This is a genomic window from Beduini massiliensis (genome assembly GCF_000829905.1).
Lineage (GTDB): Bacteria > Bacillota_I > Bacilli_A > Erysipelotrichales > Coprobacillaceae > Beduini > Beduini massiliensis.
Genome location: NZ_CDPP01000006.1, coordinates 632,844 through 659,627 on the forward strand (window position 1 = coordinate 632,844; position 26,784 = coordinate 659,627).

Here is a 26,784-nt window from a genome sequence, read left to right on the forward strand (position 1 = left end):
AACCTCCTTAATTCTCTCCAAAAGTATGTTCAAATGCATCAGCTAAAGGATACCCATTTGTTTGTGATTGATCAAATGATCGAATTAAATAAACGGCTTCATGAATTGCTTCTTGCATGAATTGGTCTAATTTTTGATTACTTTTTTGACATTGCAGATTTGCTTTTTTTGCCATGATATGATCTTTAAAAGCACTTTGTCCGACAAGGTCCATCCCCAAATAAAGAATTTGACGTTTCAAATCGCAGGGAGCCGATAAAACATGATGATAAAAATTCATTGACTTTAATGCTTTGAATATAGTGTTAGGCGTCGTTATCGAATAATAAGGACTGATAATCTCTGCCCTATCTAATGATGGGTGGATATGACAGCTTAACGGATACTTTAAAGGATTAAATCCATTTTTTTCCAATAAACAGCGATCAAAATTAACCTCTATAGCCGTATGCGAAACATCATTTTCACGATGATATTTTTCCACATAGGGATGACATTTAGCATCTAAAGCAAAGTGACAAATCACTCCATATAAATAGCTGAGATGCATCTCTTGCTTTTCTTGCTGATGGTAAATTTGGATAGCGGATTCAAAGAAATATCTCCCTGATTTTTCATGCAGGTCATAGCCTAACGAACAAATTGGATTCTTTTTTAAAGGCTGATAATAAAATAAAATATCCGGTCCATGTAAGCCAATATCATACAGTTCTCTATTTTTCATAATCATTTGTTTTTGTGGTACGGAAAGTTCTTCTAAAACTAACTGTCCGAAAACGTAATGTGCATAAGTAGATGGCATTTTAACCCCTCATTTCTAACATGCCCATTATAGCATTCTTTTTATCAAAAAAAAGTTAAATCCATATTAATTTATCTTTAACCTAATTTAATCCTAAATAAATTCTCTGTTTTTAATAGTTTGAGCGACTTCCAGATGACTCCTTTTTTTGCAGTACAAGAATCCTATGACAATAACCAGATCTCTAAATTTTCTCAAAGCAAATGTCAAAAAATAAAAAATCATACCTGGCTCATAGGAGTAGTATGATTTTATAAAATACTGTTATAAGATGGGGTTAGATTTTTTCGATATGCCAGATATCATCAACATATTCCTTAATGGTCCGATCAGAGGAGAAATATCCTGATTTGGCAATATTAATCAAACATGCTTTCGCCCATTCTGCTTGATCTTGATAACGTTTTTCAATACGATTCAAGGCTTTTAAGTAAGCATCAAGGTCAGCCAATACAAAATACTCATCATTACGATTCATTAATTCTTCAAAGATGACCCTAAATTGTTCTCGATTATTGTCCCAGCTGCCATCTACTAAAGAATCGATCACTCTTTTAATCTTTGGATCGTTATGATAATAGTCCCATACGCGATAATTTGGTTTCAAGTCCTCGATTTCGGCGGTTGTCAGACCAAAGATTTCACAGTTTTCCTTAGCGACCTGCTGAACAATTTCCACATTGGCACCGTCCATTGTTCCTAACGTAATAGCACCATTCATCATGAACTTCATATTGCCTGTTCCGCTTGCTTCTTTTCCTGCTGTGGAAATCTGCAAAGAAACATCGGCGGCGGGAATAATCAGTTCTGCTAAAGTGACACCATAATTCTCAATAAAGATCACTTTCATATACTTCGATACGTCTTCGTCTTCATTGACCACTTTTGCGACACTGTTAATTAATTTGATGACTGTTTTCGCAAAGTAGTAGCCCGGTGCTGCCTTTCCGCCAAAGATAAAGGTTTGCGGATACATCTGATAATCAGGATTGTTTTTAATTTCATAGTACTGATAAATAATCCCTAAAACGCTTAATAACTGTCGCTTATAAGCATGGAAACGTTTTACTTGAATATTAAAGATAGAGTCAATATCGACCTGAATATGATTATTCTTTAAGATATAATCGGCAAGCCGCTGCTTTCTTTCTTTTTTTACCGCAATAAACTGCTCCTGCAATTTAGGATCTAACGAATAATCCAATAAACGACTTAACAGTAATGGCTGTTCAATCCAGCTGTCTCCTATCTGTTGTTTGATAAGATCAGATAATTGTGGATTGGCATACAGTAACCAGCGGCGGTGAGTAATCCCATTTGTTTTGTTGTTGAACTTTCCCGGGAAATAATCACTTAGTTCACGCATGACATCGTTCTTTAAGATTTGGGTATGCAGATAAGCAACTCCGTTGACACTAAAGCTTCCGACTACGGCTAAATGTGCCATGTCACAGTATCCGTCTTTTAAAATTCCTAAGCGATCTGCCTTTTCTTTATCCCCAGTTCTTTTAATGACTTCATCATGGAAACGATGGTGAATCTCATCAATAATCATATAGACTCTTGGAAGCAGGGCCTGCATGAGTGTAATCGGCCATCTCTCAAGGGCTTCTACTAATACTGTATGATTAGTATAAGCAAAGGTATGACTGACGATAAACCATGCTTGATCCCATTCATAATCATGTTCATCGATTAAGAGGCGCATCAATTCAGGAATACACAATACCGGATGCGTATCGTTTAATTGAATGACCGTCTTTTCATGAAAGTTATCTAAACTTGGATATAGGCTCAGATGATACTTGATAATCGCTTGTAATCCTGCCGCCACTAAAAAATATTGTTGTTTTAAGCGCAGTGTTTTTCCGGAGATTGTACTGTCATCGGGATAAAGGGTCTGACAAATATCTCTGACCTCTTGATTATACTGTCTGAAATCCTTGTTGCTTGGAATATTGTCACTTGGCTGTGCATGCCATAGACGCAGTGTGTTCGTTACTGTTGTATCCATCCCGACAATCGGGACATCATAAGGCACTGCACTGACACATTCGGCTCCTTTATGCTCATATTTCTGTGTTTCACTATTATATTGAACTGTTCCCCAAAATTTCACATCTACTGTATGTTTAGGTTTTCTGACTTCCCAGCCATTTCCCAGTTTTAGCCATTGATCCGGTACTTCAATCTGATAGCCATCTTCTATTTTCTGCTTAAACAATCCATATTCATAACGGATGGTATTCCCATTGCCCGGATAAGATAGGGAAGCCAAAGAATCCATGAAACAGGCCGCCAGTCTGCCTAATCCGCCATTGCCTAATCCGGCATCTGTTTCCAATTCTTCCAGTTCATGAATGTTAATGCCTAACTCGGACAATCCAATTTTAGCGACATCATAGATACCAAGATTCATCAAGTTATTTACCAGCATTCTGCCCATTAAAAATTCTAATGAAAAATAATACATCTGCTTTTTATTATATTTGATAATATCTGCTTTTGTCGTCGCCCAATTAACGGACGCATAGTCACGTACCATACTTTCCAATACCATAAACTGCTCCGTTACATGTGACTGACTTACACAGCGTCCATAAGTCGAGATAATTCTTTTAGAAAATTCCATAATGAATTCTTCTTTACTTGTAAACACGAAAAATCTCCCTTCCGTATCAGTTCGATACACTACATTTAAAGATCATGGAAGCAAAAGGGGCGATATTCACTTGCAGTGAATAATTTTCACTTATCTTTGCTCCATTAATAAAGTTTCCTCCTGAATAAATATCCTGATCCGTATTAATGAGTTCTATATATTTTCCATTAACCGGAACCGGCACCATATACCCATAATGCTTGTTTTCAGTAAAGTTTAAAACAAAAACTAAAATATCTTTTTCATAACGACGTGTAAAGGCAAAGACACTTTGTTTGTTGTCGTCCACAACCATCCATTGAAACCCTAACAGATCATAATCGAATTTAGACATTGCAATCTCATTCAAATACAGACGATGAAGATCCTGCATGAAGTGATGGAAAGCATCATGGATTGGATAAGTTAAGATATTCCAACCTAATGACTTCTTTTCATCCCACTCTTTAAATTCAGCCAGTTCATTGCCCATAAAATTCAATTTTTTGCCCGGATGTCCGAACATATAGATATAGAGTGTTTTTAATTGTGCCATCTTTTGGTGCATATTGCCCCAAATTTTATCAATGATGGTCTTTTTGGAATGAACCACTTCATCATGCGAGAATGGCAAAATAAAGCGTTCATTAAAGCTATACGCCATAGAAAATGTAATTAAGGCATGTTCATACTGGCGATAAACAGGATCTTTGGCCATATATTTTAATGTATCGTTCATCCAGCCTAAATCCCACTTATAATCAAAGTCTAACCCATTTTCAGTTGTTTTTTTCGTTACATTGGTAAAATCAGTGGAATCTTCTGCGATCAGTATAATTCCCGGATAGCGTGAATGCAGATGATAATTACAGCGTTTGACAAATTCCAATGCACCATCATTGATACCGTGATGTTTATTCCCTTGCCAGTAAATAAGATGACTGACGGCATCGTAGCGAATACCATCAACATGGAAATAGTCCAGCCAAAAAGAGGCTGAAGACATCATGAAACTTCGTACTTCCTCTTTTCCTAAGTCAAAATAGCTGGTTCCCCATTCACTGTAGCGGCGCTCCTCTTGAGGATACTCATAGACATAGCCCCCATCAAATTCACTTAATCCGTGCTGATCGTGAACAAAATGAACGGGTACAAAGTCAAAAATGACCCCAATATCATTTTGGTGACATTGATCGATCAATGCCATTAATTGCTTTGGATTGCCATAACGACTCGTCGCACTGAAATAACCGGTTGGCTGATAGCCCCAAGAACCGTCATAAGGATGCTCCATTAAAGGCATCAGTTCAATATGGGTATACCCCATTTTCTTAACATAAGGAATTAGCTGATCGGCTATCTCTTCATAAGTATAATAACTGCCATCTTCTTCCTCTGTAAAATCTTTCTTTAGCTTCCAAGATCCTAAATGCACTTCATAAATATTGACCGGACGGTCATATCCGTTAGTACGGTATTTCAGCCAGTAATTATCGTGCCAGTCATACCCGTTTAAATCAAATACTTTTGATGATGTTCCCGGTCTTAGTTCACTGTAAAAGGCATAAGGATCTGCTTTATCTATTATTTTTCCCTCTTTAGTTTCAATACGATATTTATAATTTTCTAATTCTTTAACCCCTTCAATATATTGATTAAAAATCCCCCCATCGCTGATCCTCTCCATTTTTGTCCCCTGCCAATGGTTAAAATCCCCTATGACTTCTACCGTTTTGGCATTTGGCGCATAAACACTAAAGACTGCGCCGTTATTAAGTATATGTGCGCCAAAGATTTTGTATGCTTCTATGCACTGTCCCTCATGAAATAACTGAACTAACCATTGATCTTTCATTATTCATTCCCCCTTATTAATTGAATAAAAGCTGTTTTCATCGTTTTGCTTGTTATATGAAATAAGATGTTCACTCGTTCTTTATGTAAGAAAACATTAATCTTGGAACCATCCTGTAAATAGAAAATCAGTGCATTTCTTTTGGTTCCCTCCAAATTTACTATAGCGGTCTTAGAATAACGCTGCTGATATAAGCAGTCATCATAATAAACGACTTCATATAAAGAAATATAAATGGGCGGATTATGACGGATTCTCTCCATCATTTCTACACTTCCGCATCTTGGCTTCAAGCTGTAATAACTTTCGTGCATAGTGTCACCTCTACCCTATTATACTTTCTGGCTAATTGATAACCTATATTTTTAAAGACCGAAATATTGACATAACCCGTCATTAGTATAGAAAAAAAGTATTGATTATTTTTAAATCAATACTCTTAATTCATATCCCCAATCTGTCCTTTAACGGTATGGATGAGGTCTTGGGGCGAAAGGATAACCTGTAATCCCCGTTTTCCGGCACTTACATACACTTCTTTTAAATCAAGGATATTTTCTTGAATATAAGTCGGAAATAGTTTTTTCATGCCAATGGGACTGCATCCTCCGCGAATATAGCCGGTAATACTTAGTAAATCTTTTTGATGAATCATCTCCACTTTTTTATGATGGGACAGTTTTGCCAGCTTTTTTAGATCAATTTCCTTATCCACCGGAATGCATGCTACTAAATACTCTTTTTTATCTCCTATCAAGACAAGTGTTTTATAGACTTCATTAGCTTTTAATCCCAGTTGCTCAATTAGATGTACCCCGGATAAATCCTCTTCATCTACTTTATATTCCTTGATCCTATAAGATATTTTTTGTTTATCCAGCATTCTTAATGCATTGGTTTTATTTGCCACACTTCTCCCTACTTTCTTTCCAATTAAGTATAGCCAATAATTTCAACGAAATCTATATAAAAAGAAGAGAAAATCTCTTCTTAAGCCTCTTTATCGATTAACCCAAAATGAACAAAAGCATTATATAATCCATCTTGATCGACATCATCTGTGACATAATCAGCCATTGCTTTAATCTCATCGCCGCCGCTTCCCATTGCTACACCGATCTTGCAGTATTCCAACATTGGGATATCAATTTTAGCATCACCAAAAGCGATTGTATCTTCAATACTCGCTCCTAAATACTGCAGTAAATGATCGATTGCGTTAGCTTTTGTGATATCTTTAACACCTAGATCTCCAAATAAAGCAACTTCTCCTTTTCCACCCCATGTTCCCGGTTTTAAATCCGGGAACTCTTTAATAGAGTCAAGATGATCCTGATAGCTTTCTAGGATAAAGCTGACTTTATTCAAATCATCACGATATAATTCTCCGCCATAAATCATCTCCGGGAAAACATCTTTAACCGTCAGCTTATCACTATTGTCTTTCCCTTTTCTGCGGCTGTATTCCTGAATCACCGGTTCTCCTCTTGTTTCAAAGTTTTCACTGGCGAATAAACCGTTATTGCTTTCTAAATAGAATTCTAAATTCCTGCTTTTTAACCAATCTACAATATGCTTCCCTTGTTCTTTGGTCATTACCTGATGCATCACAACATGATCATGATCTTCCACATAACTTCCGTTTCCGCCGATCATCCCATCCAGTCCAATATCCCATAAATAAGAATACACTTCTGCTTTGCTTCTTCCTGTACAAATATACACTTTATGTCCGTTTTGTCTCGCTAATTTAATGGCTTTATCTGCTGATGCAGGCAGGTTGTTTTCATAATCCAATAATGTTCCGTCAACATCAATAAAGATAATTTTACTCATGGTTCATGTTCCTCCTTTAACGTATATATTTATATTAACATAATTTCATTTTAAAAGTATGCCCTTACATTAAAGTGAGTCATTTATTTCATATATCACTTTATTTTTAATCAATAAAATGAATGATTTTTATCAAAAGAAAAGATACTGCGATTATTCAGTATCTTCGTCATATTTTATTTTCTTTGCATAAAAGAATCCTATTCCGCTTACCAATAAGAAGAAAGCATAGCTCATAATAGTGTTTTGGTCACCTGTATCTATTCCTTTAATAAGGATATCCACTTCGCCATCATTATTGCTATCAATATTTATTTCAGGCAGTTCATCCTCATTCACATCAATATTGAGATCCGCTATATTGTCCCCATTGGTATCAATATTAAGATCAGGAATACCATCTCCGTCTATATCGATATTAATGTCAGGTTTTCCATCTCCGTTCGTATCAATATTGATATTTGGATTCCATGTATCATAGATGATAGAGCCATTATTGACATCTATGCTCGGGTTCCAATTATCATCTACCCCATCTTTATCTAAATCAATAGCCGGACGATAATAGCTGCTGTCTCCAATACCGTCCCCATTGGTATCAATATTAGTATCCGGTTTCCATATTTTATCTTTGTTTCCACCTTCACTGCTTGGTTTCCAAATTCCTGTATTATCGGTATCAATATTTATATCAGGCAATCCATCTCCATCAGTATCGATGTTAATGTCCGGTTTGCCATCCCCATCTGTATCAATATTAAGATCCGGTACACCGTCGCCATCTACATCAATATTAGTATCTGGTTTTTTATCTCCATTCGTATCGATGTTGATATCGGGGTTTCCATCTCCGTTTGTATCAATGTTGATATCAGGTTTTCCATCTCCGTTCGCATCAATGTTGATATCAGGTTTTCCATCGCCATTCGTATCAATATTGATGTCTGGAATATTGTCACCATTGGTATCGATATTAGTATCCGGTTTACCGTCTTTGTTTGTATCTATATTAATATCCGGTATGCCATCCCCATCAATATCAATATTTATATTCGGATTCCCTGTTTCATAATCAATCGTATCTGTCGTAACATCTTTATTTGGTTTCCAATTATCATCTACTCCATCTTTATCTACATCAATAACCGGACGATAGTAATCACTATCTCCTTTACCGTCACCATTCGTATCGATGCTAGTGTCAGGTTTCCATACATGATCTTTATTTCCGCCCTCACTGCTTGGCTTCCAAATTCCTGTATTATCGGTATCTATATTAATATCCGGTTTTTTATCTCCGTTCGTATCAATATTAATATCGGGTTTCCCATCTCCATCTGTATCAATGTTAATATCCGGTATACCATCGCCATCTACATCAATGTTGATATCCGGAATATTATCTCCATCCGTATCAATGTTAGTATCGGGTTTGCCGTTGCCATTCGTATCAATGTTGACGTCTGGTTTGCCATCCCCATTCGTATCTATATTAATATTCGGATTACTTGTTTCATAATCGATCGTATCTGTTGCAACTTCTGTATTTGGTTTCCAATTATCATCTACTCCATCTTTATCTAAATCAATCGCCGGGCGATAGTAGTCACTGTTTCCCTTGCCATCGCCATTGGTATCGATACTGGTATCAGGTTTCCAAATCCCGTCTGCATTCCCACCTTCACTGCTTGGCTTCCAATTACCGGTATTATCCGTATCTAAATTAATTTCGGGTTTCCAATCATTGTTCAAGTCAATGTTAATGTCGGGTTTTCCATCGTGGTCAGTATCAATATTGATATCGGGAATACCATCACCATCCACATCAATATTTAATTTATCCAACTTCAAGTTGATTTCATCCTGTGTGCCATATGTATAATTTGGATCTTCTCCGATATATTCAAATGAGATATTTTGAATTTCTTTTTCCGTACAATAACTATCTGTCAATGGATTCCATTCAATAGAAGCTGTACTATAATTATAACTGCTGTCATTTTCTTTTGCCTGTGCAGTTAATTCTACAGGTTCTCCGTATTTTTTACCATTGATATAAAATTGAACTGATCCTTTAGGTGAAGCACACGCCAACCCTTCGCCATCTGCCGGTTTTACTTTAGCCTTTAAGGTGAGTACTTTATCCGGTCTAAATGTATCGGGTTCACTGCTTAATCCTTCAATAGATAAAATCGATTCTGTATCTGCAGGTGTAATTTCTGCATATTTAAAATAGGTACGATGTCCCCAATAAGAGTCTTTAAAGTTTTGCAACGCTGAATTAGCATACTGAGTAGACGTAATAATCAGCTGATATTTTCCGCCATCGGCATTGCTTCCATCGGTGATTTCAGCATTATCTTCAGGTGTTATGCCATCACTTTTTAATAGTTGAGAGCTAATCGTCATTTGTGAGGCATCATTAAGTACTCCGCCTGTTGGAATAGTAGTCGCTAAATTCAACCCAGCAACAATATTTTTTATTTCTTCATCATTTAATCCTAAGCCATTGTATCTTTTTGTAATTAATCCATTAGGCATATTTTCATTCCCAATGTCAAAGTTAATATATTGCTTCAAAAAGGTATTGCTTCCATTTCCTACATCTTTAGCGAAGAAAGTATCTGTATTTACGATTGTATTCGTTGTTTTATCAATAATATCAAGATCAATGCTTACTTCGGCTCCTTTATTTGTATCGGGAAGCCAAAAATATAAAACTCCATTGGCATCAGTATAAGATGGAACGCCGTAATTGTAATTGATTCCATTTATTTTCATTTCCATATCATCAACCAACGTTGTCCCGACTTTATCTGTTCCCCAGCTATTCAATGTGATTTTTGTCATAAAGACCTGGGTAGTTTTATCCATATCGCCATATGCGACTGTACCGCCCATACTTGAAAAACGGCTGGCACTTAATGATCCGCCTAAAACGAATACATCTGCCTGTGAACCACCTAAATCATATCGTCCGCTGACTGCCGTTGGTATAATTGTTCCGCCTGTCACGATAATTTTATATTGATCCGTTGTCGTAAAACCGACACAGCCATCGCCAAAAGCATCTCCATGAGCACCACCATTAGAATAGGTCAAGCCTCCATTAATCGTAATATTTCCACTCTTGGCTTTCCCCGTTCCGGCATCTACTACAGCCGGAGTTAGTGGTTGAGGAGCAGAAGCATAACCGGTTGCATATCCGCCACCGATTCCAGCCGCATGATAAGCCCCTTGTGCCGTAATTGTACCTCCGTTAATCACAATATTTCCACCGGCAGCATAATTTCCGCCACCGATTCCGGCACCGCCATTTTCAACTCCACCACCAGTTCCTATCCCGGTCGCCTTAATCACTCCACCATTAATCGTGATGTTTCCGCCATCTTCACCATCACCGCCGCCAATTCCGGCTGCATAATTACTCCCAGTAACATTAAGTGTCCCGGCATTTTTACTATCTAATAAAGTCAGACGATCTCCTTTATTTAATTTTGTACCATTAGATAGTGTCACATCATTTGGTATTCTCCCTAACTCAGGAATAATTGCATTGCCATTGATATCTTCATTTACAATGGCATCATCGATTATCAAAGATGTTGTTTTTCCACTTCTTAACCCCGGATAATAAGTAGAATTAGAAACTAATGTATTTATCGTATTATCCGCTAAGATGATTTGTGCAGATGCCCCTTTTCCATCACCATCGCTATCCGGTGTCAACGTAAATGGACTATTTGAATTGGTTTTTATATTTACACCTGCAAATACAAGATTTGCCTTTACTTTTTCCGGTACAAGGATTCGATCCGCTGCCGGTGTATTAATATCTTTATTTTTGATCGTTAAAGTTTCACTGCTAAGAATCGTTAAAATACCGCCTGCATAACTGTAATCTGTATCTTTGATTCCTCCACTTATAATAAAACTGCCCACATTTATGCCTTCTTCTGCTCTAATTGTAATTGAGTTGCCAAACAGCATTCCCCCACAAATCAATGGCAGAAGAAAGAGCCATCTCTTTTTCTTCATTTCATTTCCTCCATTTTTATTTTTTACTTTTAATACGGTATCGTCTTGATACCCCTCCCTTTCTTATTAAATTTAATGTTATCCTCAATAACACATCCGCACTTTTACAACATAATGACTATTATGTTGTATTCATAAAAAAAGCACCTTTAAAGGCACCTAAATGAAGGTTGTAATTCATAAAAAAAGATAATTTCAATAAAATCCTACTAATTAAGACCAGTTTATTCCTGCTCAAACCATTAGATAATCCCTTGAAAACAAGGGTATTTTGACCTATAATGTAAGAGTAAATGGATATATAGATTTATATGCTACTACATAATAGTCATTATGTGGTAGCATTTTTTAGTCTCTAAAACACAAAAAAGGAAGATATATTCTCCCTTTTTATTGTTCAAAATGCTTGGCAACTTCTGCTAAGCCTTCAATAATATTCAAGTGCTGAGGACATACTGCCTCACATTGACCACAACCAATGCATTCGCTTGCTTTACCAAATGTTTTGGTTAAATTTGAATAGTATTCTCCCTGCGGTGTCCAACCTTTTTCTTCTACTTCTTGCAGATCAGCATTATATAAAGAGAAATACTTAGGAATATTTATTTTCATTGGACAGCCCTCTGTACAATAAGAGCATCCTGTACAAGGGATAGCAATTGTGGAATTAATTTCAGCAACAGCACGTTCAATCAATTGCATTTCTTCTTCATTTAAAGGTTTAAAATCATTCATATACCCTGTATTATCTAAAACTTGTTCCATATTACTCATACCACTTAATACTAACCATACATTTTGATGACCGGCCGCAAAACGAATTGCCCAAGATGGAATAGAAGCCGCTGGAGCATAATTCTTAAACATCTTTTCTACTGATTCAGGTACTTTCGCAAGTGTTCCACCTTTTACGGGTTCCATGACAATAACGGGTTTATGGTGTTTTGTAGCTACTTCATAGCATTTTCTTGATTGAACCCCTGCGGAATCCCAATCTAAATAATTAATTTGCAGTTGTACAAATTCAAATTCAGGATGTTCAGTTAAAACTTTATCCAATAACTCAGGACCATCATGATAAGAAAAACCAATATGTTTCACTAGCCCTTTTTCTTTTTTATCTTGAATCCAATTAAAGCAATCTAGTGCATTATATGTTTCAATACTATGTGTATTAATATCATGCAGTAAATAATAATCAAAGAAAGTCACTCCGGTTTTTTCTAACTGTTCATTAAAAATACGGTCACGATCTTCTTTGTTTTGAAGAAATCCTGCATGCAGTTTTGTTGCTAGTGTATAACTGTCTCTTGGGTGACGATCGACTAACGCTTCTTTGGCTGCATTTTCACTTTTAAAACCACAGTACATCCAAGCCGTATCAAAATAAGTAAATCCTCTTTCTAAGAAAGTATCGACCATCTTCTTTGTTTGTTCCATATCAATAACCGATGGATCATTGGGATCTAATGAAGGCAATCTCATTAATCCAAATCCTAATTTTTTAATTTCCATTATTATTCCTCCTATCAGCCTTTATTATATCTCTTAAAGTTAACTTTAAGGCAAGAGGTTTTTTCGCAGGAAAAATATAAATATTCAGCGGTCGACTCAACCTATTGTAATGAGCTGGTCATACTGATTTAACGACTGATTCATTTTATCTAAATGATATTGACTTACATAGTCATCTTCTTTAGTATTCATTGAGATTAGTAATTGTTCACTTGCCTGCTTAAGCAAATGATATTTCGCACATAAGTCAAGCACTTCCTGTTTCTTTTTAGCACTCATTATTTCCTGTAAATACATATCTATATTAAATTCAATATCTTTTTGCAGTTGTTTCATTTGGTCTTCATCGATGACATTATTAAGTGCTATGTTTTGCTGTTGACGTAAAAATAAATTGAAATGCTCGATTTTAGCTTCTAATTTAGAGATATTATAATATGGCAATATCAAGAGATTTACAAATAATGTAATGCTTGCCCCTACAAAAGAGTCCAATGTACGATGCATCCCATAAAGAAAAGGTGATTTATCTCCCAGATGAACCATTATCGCACTAAAAACAATACCGCTGATCCCTATTGCCCCGGACATATTTAAGCGATTTAAAATAACGATCAGGCACATAATGCCAATACCACATAAAAGAGGATTCCCGGGTGAAACAGCGTGAAAAACATAACCTAAAGAAGCTCCCAAAAGTGTTCCAAAGACACGATTTTTTCCCATTTTAATCGATAATGACAATGTTTTATCCATTGAAATGATTGCCGTCATACAAACAAAAAAAGGATACTCCAATCCAAGTGTATTTGAAACAATGACCGATAGACACACTGCAATCCCCGTTTTTAGTGTTCTTAACCCAATATAACGTTTCATAGTTTTCCCCCTCAAAAATTACTTTTATAGCGTACCTCATTTTTGAGTTTGACGCAATAAAAAAAAGAAGCGCTGAGCGCTCCGTTTTATTATGCTTTACCGATACTTCCGAATAATTCCATTTTTTCTTTCACGCAAGTTTGGATAGCAGCAGCACCAGGTGCTAATAATTTACGAGGGTCAAATCCTTTACCTTCTAAATCTTTTCCTGCTTCGATATATTTACGTGTAGCTTCTTGGAAATATAATTGACATTCAGTATTTACATTGATTTTTGATACTCCTAAGGTAATTGCTTTAGCGATCATATCTGCTGGAATACCAGTTCCGCCATGTAATACTAATGGTAATGCTCCTGTTTCTTTTTGAATAGCATCTAGTGCTTCAAAGTCTAACCCTTCCCAGTTAGCTGGATATTTACCATGGATGTTTCCGATTCCGGCTGCTAAGAAATCAACACCTAAATCTGCAATCATTTTACATTCTTTAGGATCTGCTACTTCACCTTTACCTACAACACCATCTTCTTCTCCACCGATAGAACCAACTTCTGCTTCGATAGATACACCTTTTGAATGGCATAATTCTACTAATTCTTTTGTTTTTTCAATGTTTTCTTCGATTGGATAATGAGAACCGTCAAACATGATTGATGAGAATCCTGCATCTAAAGCTTTTTTAGCCCCTTCATAGCTACCATGATCTAAGTGTAAAGCTACTGGTACAGTGATATTTAATTCTTCGATCATTGCTTTCACCATAGCTGTTACAGTTTTGTAACCTGTCATATATTTTGCTGCACCTTCAGATACACCTAAAATAACAGGTGATTTTAATTCTTCTGCTGTCAATAAGATAGATTTTGTCCATTCTAAGTTATTGATATTGAATTGTCCAACTGCATATTTCCCTGCTTTTGCTTTAACAAGCATGTCTGTTGCTGAAACTAATCCCATATTCTAAACACTCCTTTTCTCTTTTTTAATTTCATACCCATTTTACTATGTTTTTTGTTTTTAATCCACTATTTATAAAAGAAATGTTAAATTTGTTCACAATTTTAAACATGTTTGAAAAATGATAGCGCTATGATTTCAGAAAACAAAAATCTGCCTATTTGGCAGATATTGTTTCAATCGCAGTTGATAATTGTTTTAAAGCTGCTTCTAAGACCGAACGAGGACATGCAACATTAAATCTTTCAAAACCTGCTCCTCCGGTTCCGAAGATATACCCTTCATCCAGCCATAACTTCGCTGTTTCCAACATAAATTTTTCCAGTGTTTCATGATCCAACCCTAAAGCAGTAAAGTCAACCCATACCAAATATAAGCCCTGTGGACGAATGACTTTGCACATCGGCATATGCTTTTCAAAATAATCGACCATGAAATCGATATTTGCTTCCAGATAAGCAACAAGTTCGTCGACCCATTGTGCACCTTTTCGATAAGCGGTTTCACAGGCAATCAACCCAAAAATATTTGGATTCGTAACTCCTGTATTCTCTTTTGTCGCTATGAATTTTTCTCTTAGTTGTGCATTTGCGATAATGATATTTGAAGTCTGTAAGCCAGCCAGGTTAAACGTTTTGCTTGGTGCTGTACAGATGATAGAAAAATCCTTATAACTTTCATCAACATTATAGAACGGAATATGTTCGTACCCTTTATAAATAAAATCTTGATGAATTTCATCTGCTACCACTAATACATGATGTTTTTTGCAGATGTCTCCGATTTTCTTTAACTCCTCTTTTGTCCAAACTTTACCGATTGGATTGTATGGATTACATAAAATAAACATCTTTACATTATGGTCGATAATCTTCTTTTCAAAGTCTTCGTAATCCACTGTATATTGTCCGTTTTCGTAAATCATCGGATTTTCAATAATCTTACGATCATTGTTTTTAATAGAAAAATCAAATGGATAATACACCGGCTTATTGATAATGATGGCATCCTCTTTTTGTGTATACGCCAATACGGCAATCTTTAATGCTGTTACAACACCGGGTGTCGTGACAATCCAGTCTTTTTCCACATTAAAATGATGTCTGTTTTTCATCCAGCCGCATACTGCCTCCAAATATGTAGTTCCTACAAAGGTATACCCAAAAATACCATGTTCAGCACGCTCTTTAATGGCTTCATTAATGTCCGGTAAGGTTTTAAAATCCATATCGGCTACCCACATTGGGATAATGTCCTCAGGATATCCCTTGGCTTTTGTCTGATCCCATTTTACGGAATCCGTTCCTTTTCTTTCAACAACTTCATCAAAGTTATACATGTTCTTTCCCCCTATATATGTTTATTTTTTATTGCTGACTCAAATTCCAGGACAGACATTGTTTCAAATTGCGGCTTAGAAAAATGGGATAATGTAATCCCCAATGCCATAGACAGATTAAGCGAATCAATCAGTCCTGTATGAGGAATAAAAACACTCTGTCCATAGTTTAAATAATATTCCGGCAGTCCGCTGCTTTCATTTCCGAAAACCAAGCTGTGATACTGATTGGTTATTTCTACCTGATGAATGTTTTTTGCCCCTTTCAGCATCAATGGATAGATGTCATGAGCAGAAAACAAATCTCGATATTCTTCAAAACTGTCAAAATACTGGATATTCATATTAAAGATTGCTCCCATTGAAGCACGGATGACTTTAGGATCAAACACATCCACACCCGGTCGAATAATAGCTAAATGACGATAGTTAAAACCAAGCATGGTTCGAATAATGGTTCCCATGTTCCCCATATCTCCAGGGTTCACCAATACGACATGATGTGCTTCTTCTAAAACCGTCTGGTATTTAGCAAAAACACCGATCGCATAGCAGTTTCCTTTTTTGCTTAGCTTATTAATCGTTTTATCACTTATTTCGATAGGAATATCTGCTTTATCACAAAGTTCCCTGATTACCGGAATACCACTGTTTTTATCGGCTTGGGAATGCAGAATAATTCGCTTGACTTGTTCAGGTTTGTTTTTTAATAGTTCGATGGTAGGAAAAACACCTAAAGTATACGAATAATCACTTTCTTTTTGATATGCTTTCATTAACAAACCTCCATCATGTTTTATGCTTTCATTATAACACACTCTTTATTTATTAATAAATAATTTTAAAAGGTTTACTGAAATAACAGGCTTTAAAATTATTCCTTTTATTTATGACAAATTATGACAAATAATGATATATTTAACTAGACAAAATGATGGTTTTATAATACCTTTAATGTATTGAAAGGAAGAATGATAATGTCTAGAAAAATATTAACACTTTTAATTGTCGGATGGATGCTTCTAACACAAATCCAACCGCTTTATGCCACAGATACACAACCGGAGCCTAATGTTACAGCTCCTGCTTATATTATTATGGATGCGAAAACCGGAACGGTTCTTTATGGGAAAAATGTAGACCAAAAAGTCTATCCGGCAAGTACCACTAAAATCATGACGATTTTATTAGCCTTAAAATACGGGGATATCCATCAGTCTTTTACTGTTTCGGATTTTGATGTCTTTTCTTTGGAAGATGGTGCAAGCAATATCGCTTTGGAACCCGGTGAAGTTATTCAAATGGAAGACGCGTTATATGCAGCTGCCATTCCTTCTGCAAACGATGCTTGCAACGGGATTGCCGAAGCAGTTGGCGGTACATATGAACAATTCATTGAAATGATGAATAAAGAAGCACAAGAGGCCGGAGCGAAGAATACCCATTTTGCTAACCCTCATGGCTTGCATGATGATAATCACTATACAACCCCCTATGATTTAGCCATGGTTATGCGTCAAGGGATTCAGGTTGAAGGATTTACGACATATCTATCTGCGGATGAATATGTAATCCCTGCAACAAATATTCGTGAGGAAAGAGAACTTTATACACATAATTCCTTGATCTACAATGAATCTCCTTATTATGTAGAAGGCATTCAGGCTTCTAAAACCGGATATACGGAAGAAGCGAATCTGACCTTGATCTCTTATGCGAAAAGAGGAGAGGTGGAACTGATTGTTGCCGCTTTTGGATTACCTGACAGCAAAACTAACTTTCAAGAATCACAAGCCTTATTTAATTATGGTTTTGAACATTATACCGCTCAATCCACATTGAATATCAATATTCCTGCTCCTGAAGCAATTTTACCAAGCAGTTATCATTTCTCTGCTAAGCATTTTTATGCCTGTGATATTCCCGAAAATGTAACCGCCTATAAAGATACGGTGCAGTATCCGATTACCGCAGAAATTATTCTTGATCCTATTAATAAGGATACACAAAAAGGAGAGGTAATCGGAAAACTCGAATATAAACAAGATGGAAAAGTATTATCCTCAAACAATGTTTATCTGAATACTAAAATATTTAAGTTTGATATCTTTGATTTTATATTAATTGTTTTAGGCATTATCTTGATTCTTCTTATTTTAGTGACAGCAGGATTATTTGCTTTACGATATTTTATACGAAGAAGAAGGAGAAAACAACGCACTAAAAAACGATACCACTACTAATAATTTCCTCCAAAATGGTGTATAATCACTTTAAGGAGGATTATCATGAAAAAATCAGTTATATTATCTTTAGTTCTGACCTTATTTCTGACATTGACTGGCTGTCAGAAAAAAAACGGAGAAGATCCGGAGGCTCAGAAAAAATTTGATGAGTTTGTCAATGCGGAGTTTGTAGACTATATCTCATCGAGCTATTTTAATCTGCATTACAGTGTCATTGACGCTGAAAAATACGGAGTTAATCGTGATGATGTTGAAGTGACATTAGGGGATGATTTCAGTGATGCAGCTATTCAAAAAGCATTGGATGAATTTGAAGAAACAAAAAAAGAATTCAAAGCATTTAACCGTTCTGCTTTAAATGCAGATCAGCAATTAACTTATGATATTATCAATTATCAGATGAATCTTTCAGAAGAAGGCATTAATGATAAATTTGATTATATTTCCAATGCATTCTCACCTATGCAAGGATTGCAGGCACAGTTTCCTACGATCTTCAGTGATTTTGTCTTCTATACAGAACGTGATATTCAAGATATGATTACTTTGATGAAGGATGTGTCTCGCTATGTAGATGATGCGTTAAGTTATACTAAAAAGCAAAAAGAACAAGGCTATATGATGTCGAACGCAAGTGCTGACAGTATCATCGAATACTGCAATAAGATTGTTGAAAACGGTGAAAACAGCTCTATACTTACAGCACTTAGTAAAAATATCAATGACTTTGAAGGAATTGACGAAAACACTAAAAACAATTATATCGCTCAAACAAAAGAGGCGTTTACTCAGTCATTCCTGCCTGCCTATCAAAATATTGTGGATACGATCACGGCATTGAAATCAGATGACAGCAATGCGTTGGGCTTAGCAAATGTTGAAAACGGGAAAGAATATTATGAATATTTGTTTAAAGCAAAAACAGCTTCAAATAAATCTGTTGCCGACGCTGAAAAAGCATTGAAATCTTTAGCTCAAAAAAGCATCGCCAGCGCTCAGAAAATTGCGCAAAAAAATCCGAGTGCCTATGATGATTATTATGAGGGGACAACAAAGACAAATTATACTGACTTTGATACGATGCTTAAAGATCTGAATACTTGGAGCAAAGAAAACTTCCCTACTATTAACGATGTTCCTTACAATATTCAGGCATTACCGGAAGAAACTGCCAATAACGGTATTGCCGCTTACTATATGACCTCTCCTATCGACAACACTCATCCCGATGTCATTCGTGTCAACATGACAAGCGGAAATGTGAATGATATCTCTACATTTAAAACGATTGCCCATGAAGGGTTCCCCGGTCATATGTATCAGATGAATTATGTTAAACAGCATTTAGATAATAACTACTTAAATACATGTGTGAATATGTTGGGCTATTCTGAAGGTTATGCTACTTATGTAGAGTTTGAAGCCTTGGAAAGTATCGGTATCAATGCTAATTTAAGAGAATTATACCGTGATTTAGAAGTATATCAGAATAGCTTGGTTGCCTTGATGGATATTGGGATTCACTATCATGGCTGGGATAAAGCTGAAACCGAGAAATTCTTGAGTGATAATGGATTAAGTGTGGGTTCTGTTGATGCCATCTATGATCAAATTCAAGGAGACCCCGGTGCATTCCTTTCTTACTATGTAGGGTACATGGAAATCAGAGAACTAAAAGATAAGGCAGAAAAAGACCTTGGAAGTAAATTTACCGAATTAGGTTTTAATACTGCATTATTGGAAAGCGGAACTGCTCCATTTAGCATTGTTCAGCAAAATATCGAAAAATATATTAAAGAAAACAAATAAGGATGCTCAGGCATCCTTTTATTGACGAAAAAATTTATTGTGAGTACGAATGTGTTCCTTCCATTTTGAACATGCATTAAAATGCATAATAAGATGACGACTGGCAGGCATTAATAGTAATCCGGCTACATCTTTATTTCCCCAGTAATCCAATAGCCACATTGAATCGTCTTGAGATGTTACCCCTCCCTCTTCTTTGATTTGTTGGATTCCTTCCAAAGAGACAGGGCGATGCATATCTTCCGCTTTTAGCTGACAAACAATTTGCTGTGTTTTTCTTCCAACCACATTGCGGTACTCAAGAAGTGCCGGGATATCCACTTGATGACTTAATTCCATTATTTCATCATCATTTAATGCATTGCCGGTATCTTTAATTTTAACCTTCATTTTTCGCTGCCACTCCTCATTGAAGATTTGCTTATCCTGTCCGACTAATACCCCCATTGTCAAATCTTCTATTCGAGCCGTATGCCACAGCACCCACGCTATTGTTTCATCTTGCTTTGTTGGCATGATTGCATATTCTTCGTTTTTAAGATCAGATAAGAGGTCATCCAATTCATTTTTTGGTGTCTGAGTCATCATTGCCAAATGCAATAATGTGTGCATATCCAGAAATAATTGTTTTGCCTCGTCAATATTTTTTGGATTATAAATCATCTTTGATAATTGTTTATGCATATTTCCCTGCTGTTGACCAAAGTATTTCATTATGTTCCCCTTTCTTTAACCGGCAGCCAGATCTCGCTTTTATAATTGGATGCGGTAATTTCCCCAATTGAATAATATTCTAAATTAACACCTAAATCTAATTCATAATGGGGATTTCCCGGAAGCCATTCTTTGTAAATCTTTGTATTTACAGCTTGTAACGCCCCCGGAAGCGAGCCGCTGCATCTAAATTTTGCCCAAACCGCAGAAGGAATCTCGAATACGTTTAACCCTTGGGGTACAGGCTTGCCATCGTAAATTCCACCAATCATATAGTAAAAGTTATCTTTATTCGCTCCTGTATTCATACAAATTCCAAATTCACCAATATGAAATTGATTGATTATTTCCTGTGGTATTTGTTTCGTATAATCTCCTCTCTTAAATTCTTCCCAAAAAGCCGGAATCTCCTGATACGAGGTTTCATAAGAGATGATTTTTTCTATCCCAATGACTTTAAAACAATTCATTTTTTCTATCACATAATCCATCTCATTCCCTCCACTAATTGATATGGAGATTTTGAGAGGTAAAAATGGTTTTATTTTTTTAGTATCTCCTTTTAACTGACTTGGAGCAACCCCATGAAAACGGCTGAATGCCTTCGTAAAGCTCTCAGGGGTATCGTAACCATATTTATAAGCTAAATCGATCACCTTTATATCACTGCTGACAAACTCTAAAGCGGCTAAATAAAGTCTGCGCCCTTTTATGTATTCATTAAGGGTATACCCGGTCATTAATTTAAACCCACGCTGAAAATGAAAAGAAGAAACATAAACATTTTCCGCTATATCATTGACATTAATATTATCTAAAAGATGTTCTTCAATATAATTGACTGCTCTTTTTAAAGTTTCTGTCCAATCCATCTTCTTTCCCTCCTAACAATACATTAATCATTTAAGATTATTCTGTCCTGTCAATACATGCTTCAATGTGTCCGTATTTTCTATCCCCATTATAGCATGTCCTTATTATTTTTTGCTTAAAGAAAAAGAAGTGACGTTCAGCACTTCCTTGCTAGCGTAAATTCATTGACATGTATGTAATGCGTTTGATTTCCTTGGTTAATTTCAATACGTCCATCCTCTAAAAGATTTCCGATCTCAACATTGCCATATCCCTCTAAATAAACAGTTTTATTTCTTAGATAAGCATGTTCATTGGCAATGTTTAGTAATTGCTCATATTTTCCTGTTTTAAACAGCTGGTAATTCTCATTGAAATAATGTAAATAGCTTTCTAAAGTCTCTTGAATGTCTAATGAACTCCCTAAAGATTGCAGACAGGTGGCCGTTGATGGCAGCCCCTCCTCTTTTACGTTGATTCCGGTTCCGATCACAATGCCTTGAAGCTCTTTTTCAAAGACAGCTTCAATCAAAATGCCAACTAGCTTTTTATCCCCTACATAGATGTCATTAGGCCATTTGATCTTTGCTTTTATCCCTTGAGACTGGCATAACTGCCATATACTTACCGCACATACTTGAGTCAGTTGTTGGATACAGTTAGCTTCAATGGCTTCTTTTATGATAATGCTCGCCATTACATGTGCCTGTTTAGGGGCCATCCACTGATGATCTCTTCGCCCTCGACCATGAGTTTGATAATCTGCCCAAATGACATCATAATGGTTAAAATCTGAAATATTCTTTTTCGCATAAGTATTAGTAGAATCAATGGATTCAAAATGGTGAATATGAAACATACTTATTGTTGAACGGCAAACGTTAATTCCGCTTTAACGGCTATTTTACCGTTTACTTTGGCGATGGCTTCACCGATTCCGATCGGCCCTTTTTTCTTAATCAGCGTACATTCTAATTCAAGAACATCTCCCGGGATGACCTGTTGTTTAAATTTACAGTTGTTGATGCCGGCAAATAAGGCAATCTTTCCTTTATTTTCTTCAACAGATAAGATAGCAACCGCTCCTACCTGTGCTAAAGCTTCAACAATTAATACTCCCGGCATTACATGTTGTTGTGGGAAGTGACCGCAAAACTGCATTTCGTTGACACTGACACATTTAATGCCTTTTGCATATTCTCCCGGCTGATAATCAGTGATTCTATCCACTAAAGCAAAGGGATAGCGATGCGGTAAAATTTCCTGAATTTGATTACTGTTTAATTCCATTTTTATTCTCCTTTATACTTCTTGAATACTAAAGTGGCATTATGTCCGCCAAATCCCAATGAGTTACTGATAGCATATTCGATATCTTCAGTTCTCCCTGTATTCGGTACGATATCCAAATCACATTCTTCATCAGGAACTTGATAGTTGATCGTGGCTGGTATAAATCCATCCTGCAAGGCTTTTGTCGTGATAATCGCTTCAATCGCTCCGGTTGCACCTAATAAGTGCCCTGTCATTGATTTGGTTGAAGAGACGGCCAGCTTATAAGCATGATCTTTAAATGTTGCTTTAATAGCGGCTGTTTCACCTTTATCATTCATAGCAGTAGATGTTCCATGGGCATTGATGTATTGAATCATGTCTGTTTGAATATTTGCATCGGCAATGGCTTCTTTCATGGCTCTGGCTCCGCCTTCTCCATCCGGTGAAGGAGCAGTGATATGATAAGCATCACAAGTTGAACCATAACCAATTACTTCACCATAGATTTTTGCTCCACGTTTTTTGGCGTGTTCTAATTCTTCTAAAATAACGATGCCGGCTCCTTCCCCCATAACAAAACCGTTACGTTCTTTATCAAAAGGAATTGAGGCACGCGTTAGATCTGTTGATTCGCTTAAAGCTTTCATTGAAGTAAATCCACCGATTCCTAATGGAGTCACTGCGGCTTCACTTCCTCCGGCTAACATGATTTCCTGATAGCCATCGCGAATATTTCTAAATGCATCCCCGATACAATTTGTACCACCGGCACAGGCAGTCACGACACAAGAACACATTCCTTTTGCCCCTACCTCAATCGCTACATTACCGGCAGCTAAATTGGTGATAACCATTGGAATATAGAAAGGTGAGACACGATCATATCCTTTTGCCAAGGCTTTGCTGTGTTCTCTTTCGATCGTCTGCAATCCACCGATTCCGCTGGAAATGATACAGCCAAAACGGGTAGCATCAATTTCATCAATATTAATTTGTGAATCGGCAAAAGCTTCTTTTGAAGCAATCATCGCTAATTGTGTAAAACGATCCATTTTCTTAGCTGACTTCTTATCGATGAAATCTTCTACTACTAAATTTTTTACTTCTCCGGCTAATTTCACACGTTGGTTCGTTGTGTCATAGCCTTTGATGAAATCAATTCCACATTTTCCTTCTTTTACTGCTTCCCACATATCAGGAGCAGTATTCCCGATTGGACTCACTGCCCCTATTCCAGTAATTACTACACGTCTTTTCATTCGTCTGCTCCTCCTACATTGCCATTCCGCCATCAACATGAATGACTTGGCCTGTAATATATTTTGATTCATCACTCGCTAAAAAGGCGACTGTATTGGCAACATCTTCCACAGTACCTAATGTTCCCAATGGAATATTCTTTGCTAAATCTGCTTTTACTTCATCACTTAATACAGCTGTCATATCGGTTTGAATAAATCCCGGTGCTACTGCATTGACATTGATGCCACGACTCGCTAATTCTCTTGCTAGTGACATGGTCATGCCAATCACTCCGGCTTTACTTGCCGAATAGTTGACTTGTCCGGCATTTCCCATAACGCCTACAACAGAAGCCATTGAAATAATTTTACCGTATTTTTGTTTCATCATGATACGTGTCACATGTTTCATGCAGTTCCATGTTCCTTTTAAATTAACATTAATAACGGCATCAAAATCTGCTTCTTTCATACGCATCATTAAATTATCTTTGGTAATTCCGGCATTGTTAACTAAAATATCGATTCTGCCAAATTTTTCCATCACTTCGGCAAACATCTTTTCAGTGTCTTCAAAAGAAGAAACATCGGCACTGACGATCATTGCTTTTACCCCTAATGCTTCAAGTTCTTTTTGCGTTTCTTCGGCAATGGCTTTATTGTTTCCAAAGTCAATGTAGTTCACAGCAATATTTGCTCCCAGCTGTGCCAATTTAAGGCATACTGCTTTACCGATTCCCTGGCTTCCTCCCGTGACTAAAGCAATTTTATTTGTTAAATCCATTATTCTTCTCCTTTTAATTCTTTTAAAGTTTTCTCTAATGATTCATGGTCTTCCACTTGATAGCATTTTATTGTTTTATCAATCTTTCTGATGAATCCGCTCAACACTTTTCCCGGTCCGATCTCAATAAAAGTATCTACGCCCTGTGACAACATGTAACGTATACTGTCTTCAAAATAAACAGAAGACTTGACTTGCTTCGTCAGCATTTGTGCAATAGTGCTGTTTTCTTCCAGTGGTCTTGCCGTTGAATTAAAGATAACCGGTAAACACATTTCTTGGAATGTCACTTCTTTAAATTTATTCGCTAAGGCAACACTGGCTTTTTCTAATAATGAGGTATGGAAGGGTCCGCTTGTATTTAACGGTAAAGCTCTTCTGGCTTTGTTTTCTAATGCAAGCTCGGATGCTTTATCGACCGCTTTTGCTTCTCCGCCAATAACTAATTGTCCCGGACAGTTATAGTTGGCAATTTGAACAACTCCGTAGGCACTTGCTTCTTCTACACATTTTTGTAAAGTGTCTCGGTCTAGTCCTAAGACTGCCACCATCTTGCTTTCGATTCCTTTTGCCGCTTCTTCCATTGCCTGTCCTCTAAAACGAACTAAATCAATGGCTGTTTTGGCATCCATCACACCGGCGCTGTATAAAGCTGAATATTCCCCTAAGCTTAGTCCGGCGGACATAGCTGGTTCTATCCCATTTTCCTTTAATAATTCTGTTGCCATAATAGCACAGGCCACCATACAGGGCTGTGTATATTGTGTCTGTGACAACACATCGATAGGTCCGTTAAAACATAAATCTTTCAGGTCAAAATCTATTTGGATCGCATCCATAATGTTTCTAGCTGTTTCGTAATGATCATAGAAAGATTTTCCCATTCCTACGACCTGACTTCCCTGTCCGGCATATATAAAACCAATTTTCATGATTATTCCTCACATTCCTTTAATAATTCACTGATTAATGTATCAACTGATTGAATAGTGTTTATGCGATAAGCATTACTTCCACAGAAAACCAAGCCATCATCCACATCCCCTTTAACGGCATGGATTAATGCCATAGAAATACAATAAGGCGTTGTCTTGGGATCACATGGTTTTAAACAGTTGAAACAATGGGTCAATGGAATTGTTTCTCCATCTGCCAAGCGATCGATCAATTTTGTACGCATCGCTCTTCCCGGCATACCCACAGGTGATTTTACGATGACAATATCTTCTTTTTTGCAATTGACAAACATTTGCTTATAGGCATCACTGGCATCACATTCTTTAGTGGCAATGAAACGAGTAGCCATTTGTACTCCGCTTGCTTTTAAATCTAGGAAATGACGAATGTCTTTTCCATCATAGACACCCCCGGCAACAAAGACCGGAATTTTTTTATTATATTTTTCTTCATAAGGCTTAACAGCGGATAAAACATCCCTTAGAATATCATCTAAGTTTTGTGTCTTTCCTTCTATCAATGCTTCTTTATCAAAACCAAGATGTCCCCCGGCTTCGCTTCCTTCAATCACAATAAAATCAGGAATCACATTAAATTTCTTATCCCATGTACGACAGATTAAGGTAGCGACACGACCACTCGATACGATAGGAGCTAAAGCAATGTCTGTTCCTTTTGTGTGCTTAGGTAAAGTAAGAGGTAATCCTGCTCCGGATATGATGGCATCCACGCCTGATTCTACCGACTGTTTGACCATTTCATCATAATCCGTAATAGCGACCATCACATTTACAGCGACCATGCCTTTACCATTGGCAATGGCTTTCGCTTTTTTTATTTCTTTATCTAAAGCGACTAAGTTTGCATGTGTTGTATCTTTCAAGAAGTTTTCTTCACGATAACCGGGATGCGCTGTTGATATAACACCCATTCCGCCATTTTTTGCCACATTTCCGGCAAGATTTCCTAATGATACACCTACACCCATTCCCCCTTGAATAATAGGGATTGTCAATTCTTTACTGCCAATTTTGATATAAGTCAT

At 36.6% G+C, this 26,784-nt stretch carries 22 protein-coding genes; 2 read left to right on the forward strand and 20 right to left on the reverse strand.

The window, feature by feature from the left end; all coding sequences use genetic code 11:
* Window positions 1-7: 7 nt before the first annotated feature.
* The 12 genes from BN1225_RS13090 to BN1225_RS13145 all read right to left on the reverse strand — a co-directional run bounded on the left by BN1225_RS13090 (window position 8) and on the right by BN1225_RS13145 (window position 16,637).
* Window positions 8-802 (reverse strand): zinc dependent phospholipase C family protein, encoded by a 795-nt coding sequence (locus tag BN1225_RS13090; RefSeq protein ID WP_041140228.1) that lies wholly within the window; start codon window positions 800-802, stop codon window positions 8-10.
* 277 nt (window positions 803-1,079) lie between these two features.
* Window positions 1,080-3,461, reverse strand: coding sequence for a glycogen/starch/alpha-glucan phosphorylase (locus BN1225_RS13095; protein WP_041140229.1), 2,382 nt, complete (start codon window positions 3,459-3,461; stop codon window positions 1,080-1,082).
* A gap of 19 nt (window positions 3,462-3,480) precedes the next feature.
* Window positions 3,481-5,298, reverse strand: a complete 1,818-nt coding sequence (glgB, locus tag BN1225_RS13100; RefSeq protein ID WP_041140230.1) for a 1,4-alpha-glucan branching protein GlgB — start codon at window positions 5,296-5,298, stop codon at window positions 3,481-3,483.
* Window positions 5,298-5,612, reverse strand: coding sequence for a hypothetical protein (locus BN1225_RS13105; RefSeq protein WP_041140231.1), 315 nt, complete (start codon window positions 5,610-5,612; stop codon window positions 5,298-5,300). Before BN1225_RS13105 ends, glgB begins: the two co-directional genes overlap by 1 nt.
* 125 nt (window positions 5,613-5,737) lie before the next feature.
* Window positions 5,738-6,208, reverse strand: coding sequence for a Cys-tRNA(Pro) deacylase (ybaK, locus tag BN1225_RS13110; protein WP_041140232.1), 471 nt, complete (start codon window positions 6,206-6,208; stop codon window positions 5,738-5,740).
* 80 nt (window positions 6,209-6,288) lie between these two features.
* Entirely contained in the window at window positions 6,289-7,134 is an 846-nt protein-coding gene (locus BN1225_RS13115; RefSeq protein WP_041140233.1) for a Cof-type HAD-IIB family hydrolase, read from the reverse strand.
* Window positions 7,135-7,287: 153 nt separating this feature from the next.
* Window positions 7,288-11,172: a hypothetical protein gene (locus tag BN1225_RS13120; RefSeq protein ID WP_052466702.1), complete on the reverse strand. Its 3,885-nt coding sequence runs from the start codon at window positions 11,170-11,172 to the stop codon at window positions 7,288-7,290.
* A gap of 390 nt (window positions 11,173-11,562) precedes the next feature.
* The gene (locus BN1225_RS13125; RefSeq protein ID WP_041140234.1) at window positions 11,563-12,687 is read right to left on the reverse strand and encodes an aldo/keto reductase; all 1,125 of its coding nucleotides are present in this window, start codon (window positions 12,685-12,687) and stop codon (window positions 11,563-11,565) included.
* Between the two features lie 96 nt (window positions 12,688-12,783).
* Window positions 12,784-13,566, reverse strand: coding sequence for an FUSC family protein (locus BN1225_RS14220; RefSeq protein WP_052466704.1), 783 nt, complete (start codon window positions 13,564-13,566; stop codon window positions 12,784-12,786).
* Between the two features lie 89 nt (window positions 13,567-13,655).
* Window positions 13,656-14,522: a class II fructose-1,6-bisphosphate aldolase gene (gene fba, locus BN1225_RS13135; protein WP_041140235.1), complete on the reverse strand. Its 867-nt coding sequence runs from the start codon at window positions 14,520-14,522 to the stop codon at window positions 13,656-13,658.
* A 157-nt stretch (window positions 14,523-14,679) separates the two neighbouring features.
* Window positions 14,680-15,861, reverse strand: a complete 1,182-nt coding sequence (locus BN1225_RS13140; protein WP_041140236.1) for a MalY/PatB family protein — start codon at window positions 15,859-15,861, stop codon at window positions 14,680-14,682.
* Between the two features lie 11 nt (window positions 15,862-15,872).
* Window positions 15,873-16,637: a TrmH family RNA methyltransferase gene (locus tag BN1225_RS13145; protein ID WP_197066568.1), complete on the reverse strand. Its 765-nt coding sequence runs from the start codon at window positions 16,635-16,637 to the stop codon at window positions 15,873-15,875.
* A 201-nt stretch (window positions 16,638-16,838) separates the two neighbouring features.
* On the opposite strand from BN1225_RS13145, the gene BN1225_RS13150 reads away from it, so the two are divergent.
* Both BN1225_RS13150 and BN1225_RS13155 read left to right on the forward strand, forming a co-directional pair.
* Entirely contained in the window at window positions 16,839-18,104 is a 1,266-nt protein-coding gene (locus BN1225_RS13150; protein WP_041140237.1) for a D-alanyl-D-alanine carboxypeptidase family protein, read from the forward strand.
* Between the two features lie 45 nt (window positions 18,105-18,149).
* Entirely contained in the window at window positions 18,150-19,916 is a 1,767-nt protein-coding gene (locus BN1225_RS13155; RefSeq protein WP_052466708.1) for a DUF885 domain-containing protein, read from the forward strand.
* Between the two features lie 18 nt (window positions 19,917-19,934).
* On the opposite strand, the gene BN1225_RS13160 is transcribed toward BN1225_RS13155, so the two are convergent.
* From BN1225_RS13160 to BN1225_RS13195, 8 genes are all read right to left on the reverse strand, one after another.
* Window positions 19,935-20,630: a DinB family protein gene (locus BN1225_RS13160; protein WP_041140239.1), complete on the reverse strand. Its 696-nt coding sequence runs from the start codon at window positions 20,628-20,630 to the stop codon at window positions 19,935-19,937.
* Window positions 20,630-21,502: an AraC family transcriptional regulator gene (locus tag BN1225_RS13165; protein WP_041140240.1), complete on the reverse strand. Its 873-nt coding sequence runs from the start codon at window positions 21,500-21,502 to the stop codon at window positions 20,630-20,632. Before BN1225_RS13165 ends, BN1225_RS13160 begins: the two co-directional genes overlap by 1 nt.
* Before the next feature lie 137 nt (window positions 21,503-21,639).
* Complete coding sequence (locus BN1225_RS14225; RefSeq protein WP_052466710.1) at window positions 21,640-22,341, reverse strand: biotin--[acetyl-CoA-carboxylase] ligase; 702 nt, start codon at window positions 22,339-22,341, stop codon at window positions 21,640-21,642.
* Between the two features lie 2 nt (window positions 22,342-22,343).
* Window positions 22,344-22,772, reverse strand: a complete 429-nt coding sequence (fabZ, locus tag BN1225_RS13175) for a 3-hydroxyacyl-ACP dehydratase FabZ (protein WP_041140241.1) — start codon at window positions 22,770-22,772, stop codon at window positions 22,344-22,346.
* 2 nt (window positions 22,773-22,774) lie between these two features.
* Complete coding sequence (gene fabF / locus BN1225_RS13180) at window positions 22,775-24,016, reverse strand: beta-ketoacyl-ACP synthase II (protein ID WP_041140242.1); 1,242 nt, start codon at window positions 24,014-24,016, stop codon at window positions 22,775-22,777.
* Window positions 24,017-24,029: 13 nt separating this feature from the next.
* Window positions 24,030-24,782, reverse strand: a complete 753-nt coding sequence (fabG, locus tag BN1225_RS13185; RefSeq protein ID WP_041140243.1) for a 3-oxoacyl-[acyl-carrier-protein] reductase — start codon at window positions 24,780-24,782, stop codon at window positions 24,030-24,032.
* Window positions 24,782-25,714 carry an ACP S-malonyltransferase gene (fabD, locus tag BN1225_RS13190; protein ID WP_041140244.1) on the reverse strand — a complete coding sequence of 311 codons (933 nt, stop codon included), beginning with the start codon at window positions 25,712-25,714 and terminating at the stop codon, window positions 24,782-24,784. The genes fabG and fabD overlap by 1 nt, the downstream gene beginning before the upstream one ends.
* A 2-nt stretch (window positions 25,715-25,716) precedes the next feature.
* Entirely contained in the window at window positions 25,717-26,784 is a 1,068-nt protein-coding gene (locus tag BN1225_RS13195; protein WP_041140245.1) for an NAD(P)H-dependent flavin oxidoreductase, read from the reverse strand.

Excerpts from the sequence above, each read along its gene's own strand:
- BN1225_RS13090 (WP_041140228.1), bottom strand. The coding sequence starts at position 802 with ATGCCATCTACTTATGCACATTACGTTTTCGGACAGTTAGTTTTAGAA.
- glgB (WP_041140230.1), bottom strand. The coding sequence starts at position 5,298 with ATGAAAGATCAATGGTTAGTTCAGTTATTTCATGAGGGACAGTGCATA.
- BN1225_RS13105 (WP_041140231.1), bottom strand. The coding sequence starts at position 5,612 with ATGCACGAAAGTTATTACAGCTTGAAGCCAAGATGCGGAAGTGTAGAA.
- BN1225_RS13115 (WP_041140233.1), bottom strand. The coding sequence starts at position 7,134 with ATGAGTAAAATTATCTTTATTGATGTTGACGGAACATTATTGGATTAT.
- BN1225_RS13120 (WP_052466702.1), bottom strand. The coding sequence starts at position 11,172 with ATGAAGAAAAAGAGATGGCTCTTTCTTCTGCCATTGATTTGTGGGGGA.
- BN1225_RS13125 (WP_041140234.1), bottom strand. The coding sequence starts at position 12,687 with ATGGAAATTAAAAAATTAGGATTTGGATTAATGAGATTGCCTTCATTA.
- BN1225_RS14220 (WP_052466704.1), bottom strand. The coding sequence starts at position 13,566 with ATGAAACGTTATATTGGGTTAAGAACACTAAAAACGGGGATTGCAGTG.
- fba (WP_041140235.1), bottom strand. The coding sequence starts at position 14,522 with ATGGGATTAGTTTCAGCAACAGACATGCTTGTTAAAGCAAAAGCAGGG.
- BN1225_RS13140 (WP_041140236.1), bottom strand. The coding sequence starts at position 15,861 with ATGTATAACTTTGATGAAGTTGTTGAAAGAAAAGGAACGGATTCCGTA.
- BN1225_RS13145 (WP_197066568.1), bottom strand. The coding sequence starts at position 16,637 with ATGAAAGCATATCAAAAAGAAAGTGATTATTCGTATACTTTAGGTGTT.
- BN1225_RS13150 (WP_041140237.1), top strand. The coding sequence starts at position 16,839 with ATGTCTAGAAAAATATTAACACTTTTAATTGTCGGATGGATGCTTCTA.
- BN1225_RS13155 (WP_052466708.1), top strand. The coding sequence starts at position 18,150 with ATGAAAAAATCAGTTATATTATCTTTAGTTCTGACCTTATTTCTGACA.
- BN1225_RS13160 (WP_041140239.1), bottom strand. The coding sequence starts at position 20,630 with ATGAAATACTTTGGTCAACAGCAGGGAAATATGCATAAACAATTATCA.
- BN1225_RS13165 (WP_041140240.1), bottom strand. The coding sequence starts at position 21,502 with ATGGATTGGACAGAAACTTTAAAAAGAGCAGTCAATTATATTGAAGAA.
- BN1225_RS14225 (WP_052466710.1), bottom strand. The coding sequence starts at position 22,341 with ATGTTTCATATTCACCATTTTGAATCCATTGATTCTACTAATACTTAT.
- fabZ (WP_041140241.1), bottom strand. The coding sequence starts at position 22,772 with ATGGAATTAAACAGTAATCAAATTCAGGAAATTTTACCGCATCGCTAT.
- fabF (WP_041140242.1), bottom strand. The coding sequence starts at position 24,016 with ATGAAAAGACGTGTAGTAATTACTGGAATAGGGGCAGTGAGTCCAATC.
- fabG (WP_041140243.1), bottom strand. The coding sequence starts at position 24,782 with ATGGATTTAACAAATAAAATTGCTTTAGTCACGGGAGGAAGCCAGGGA.
- fabD (WP_041140244.1), bottom strand. The coding sequence starts at position 25,714 with ATGAAAATTGGTTTTATATATGCCGGACAGGGAAGTCAGGTCGTAGGA.
- BN1225_RS13195 (WP_041140245.1), bottom strand. The coding sequence starts at position 26,784 with ATGACTTATATCAAAATTGGCAGTAAAGAATTGACAATCCCTATTATT.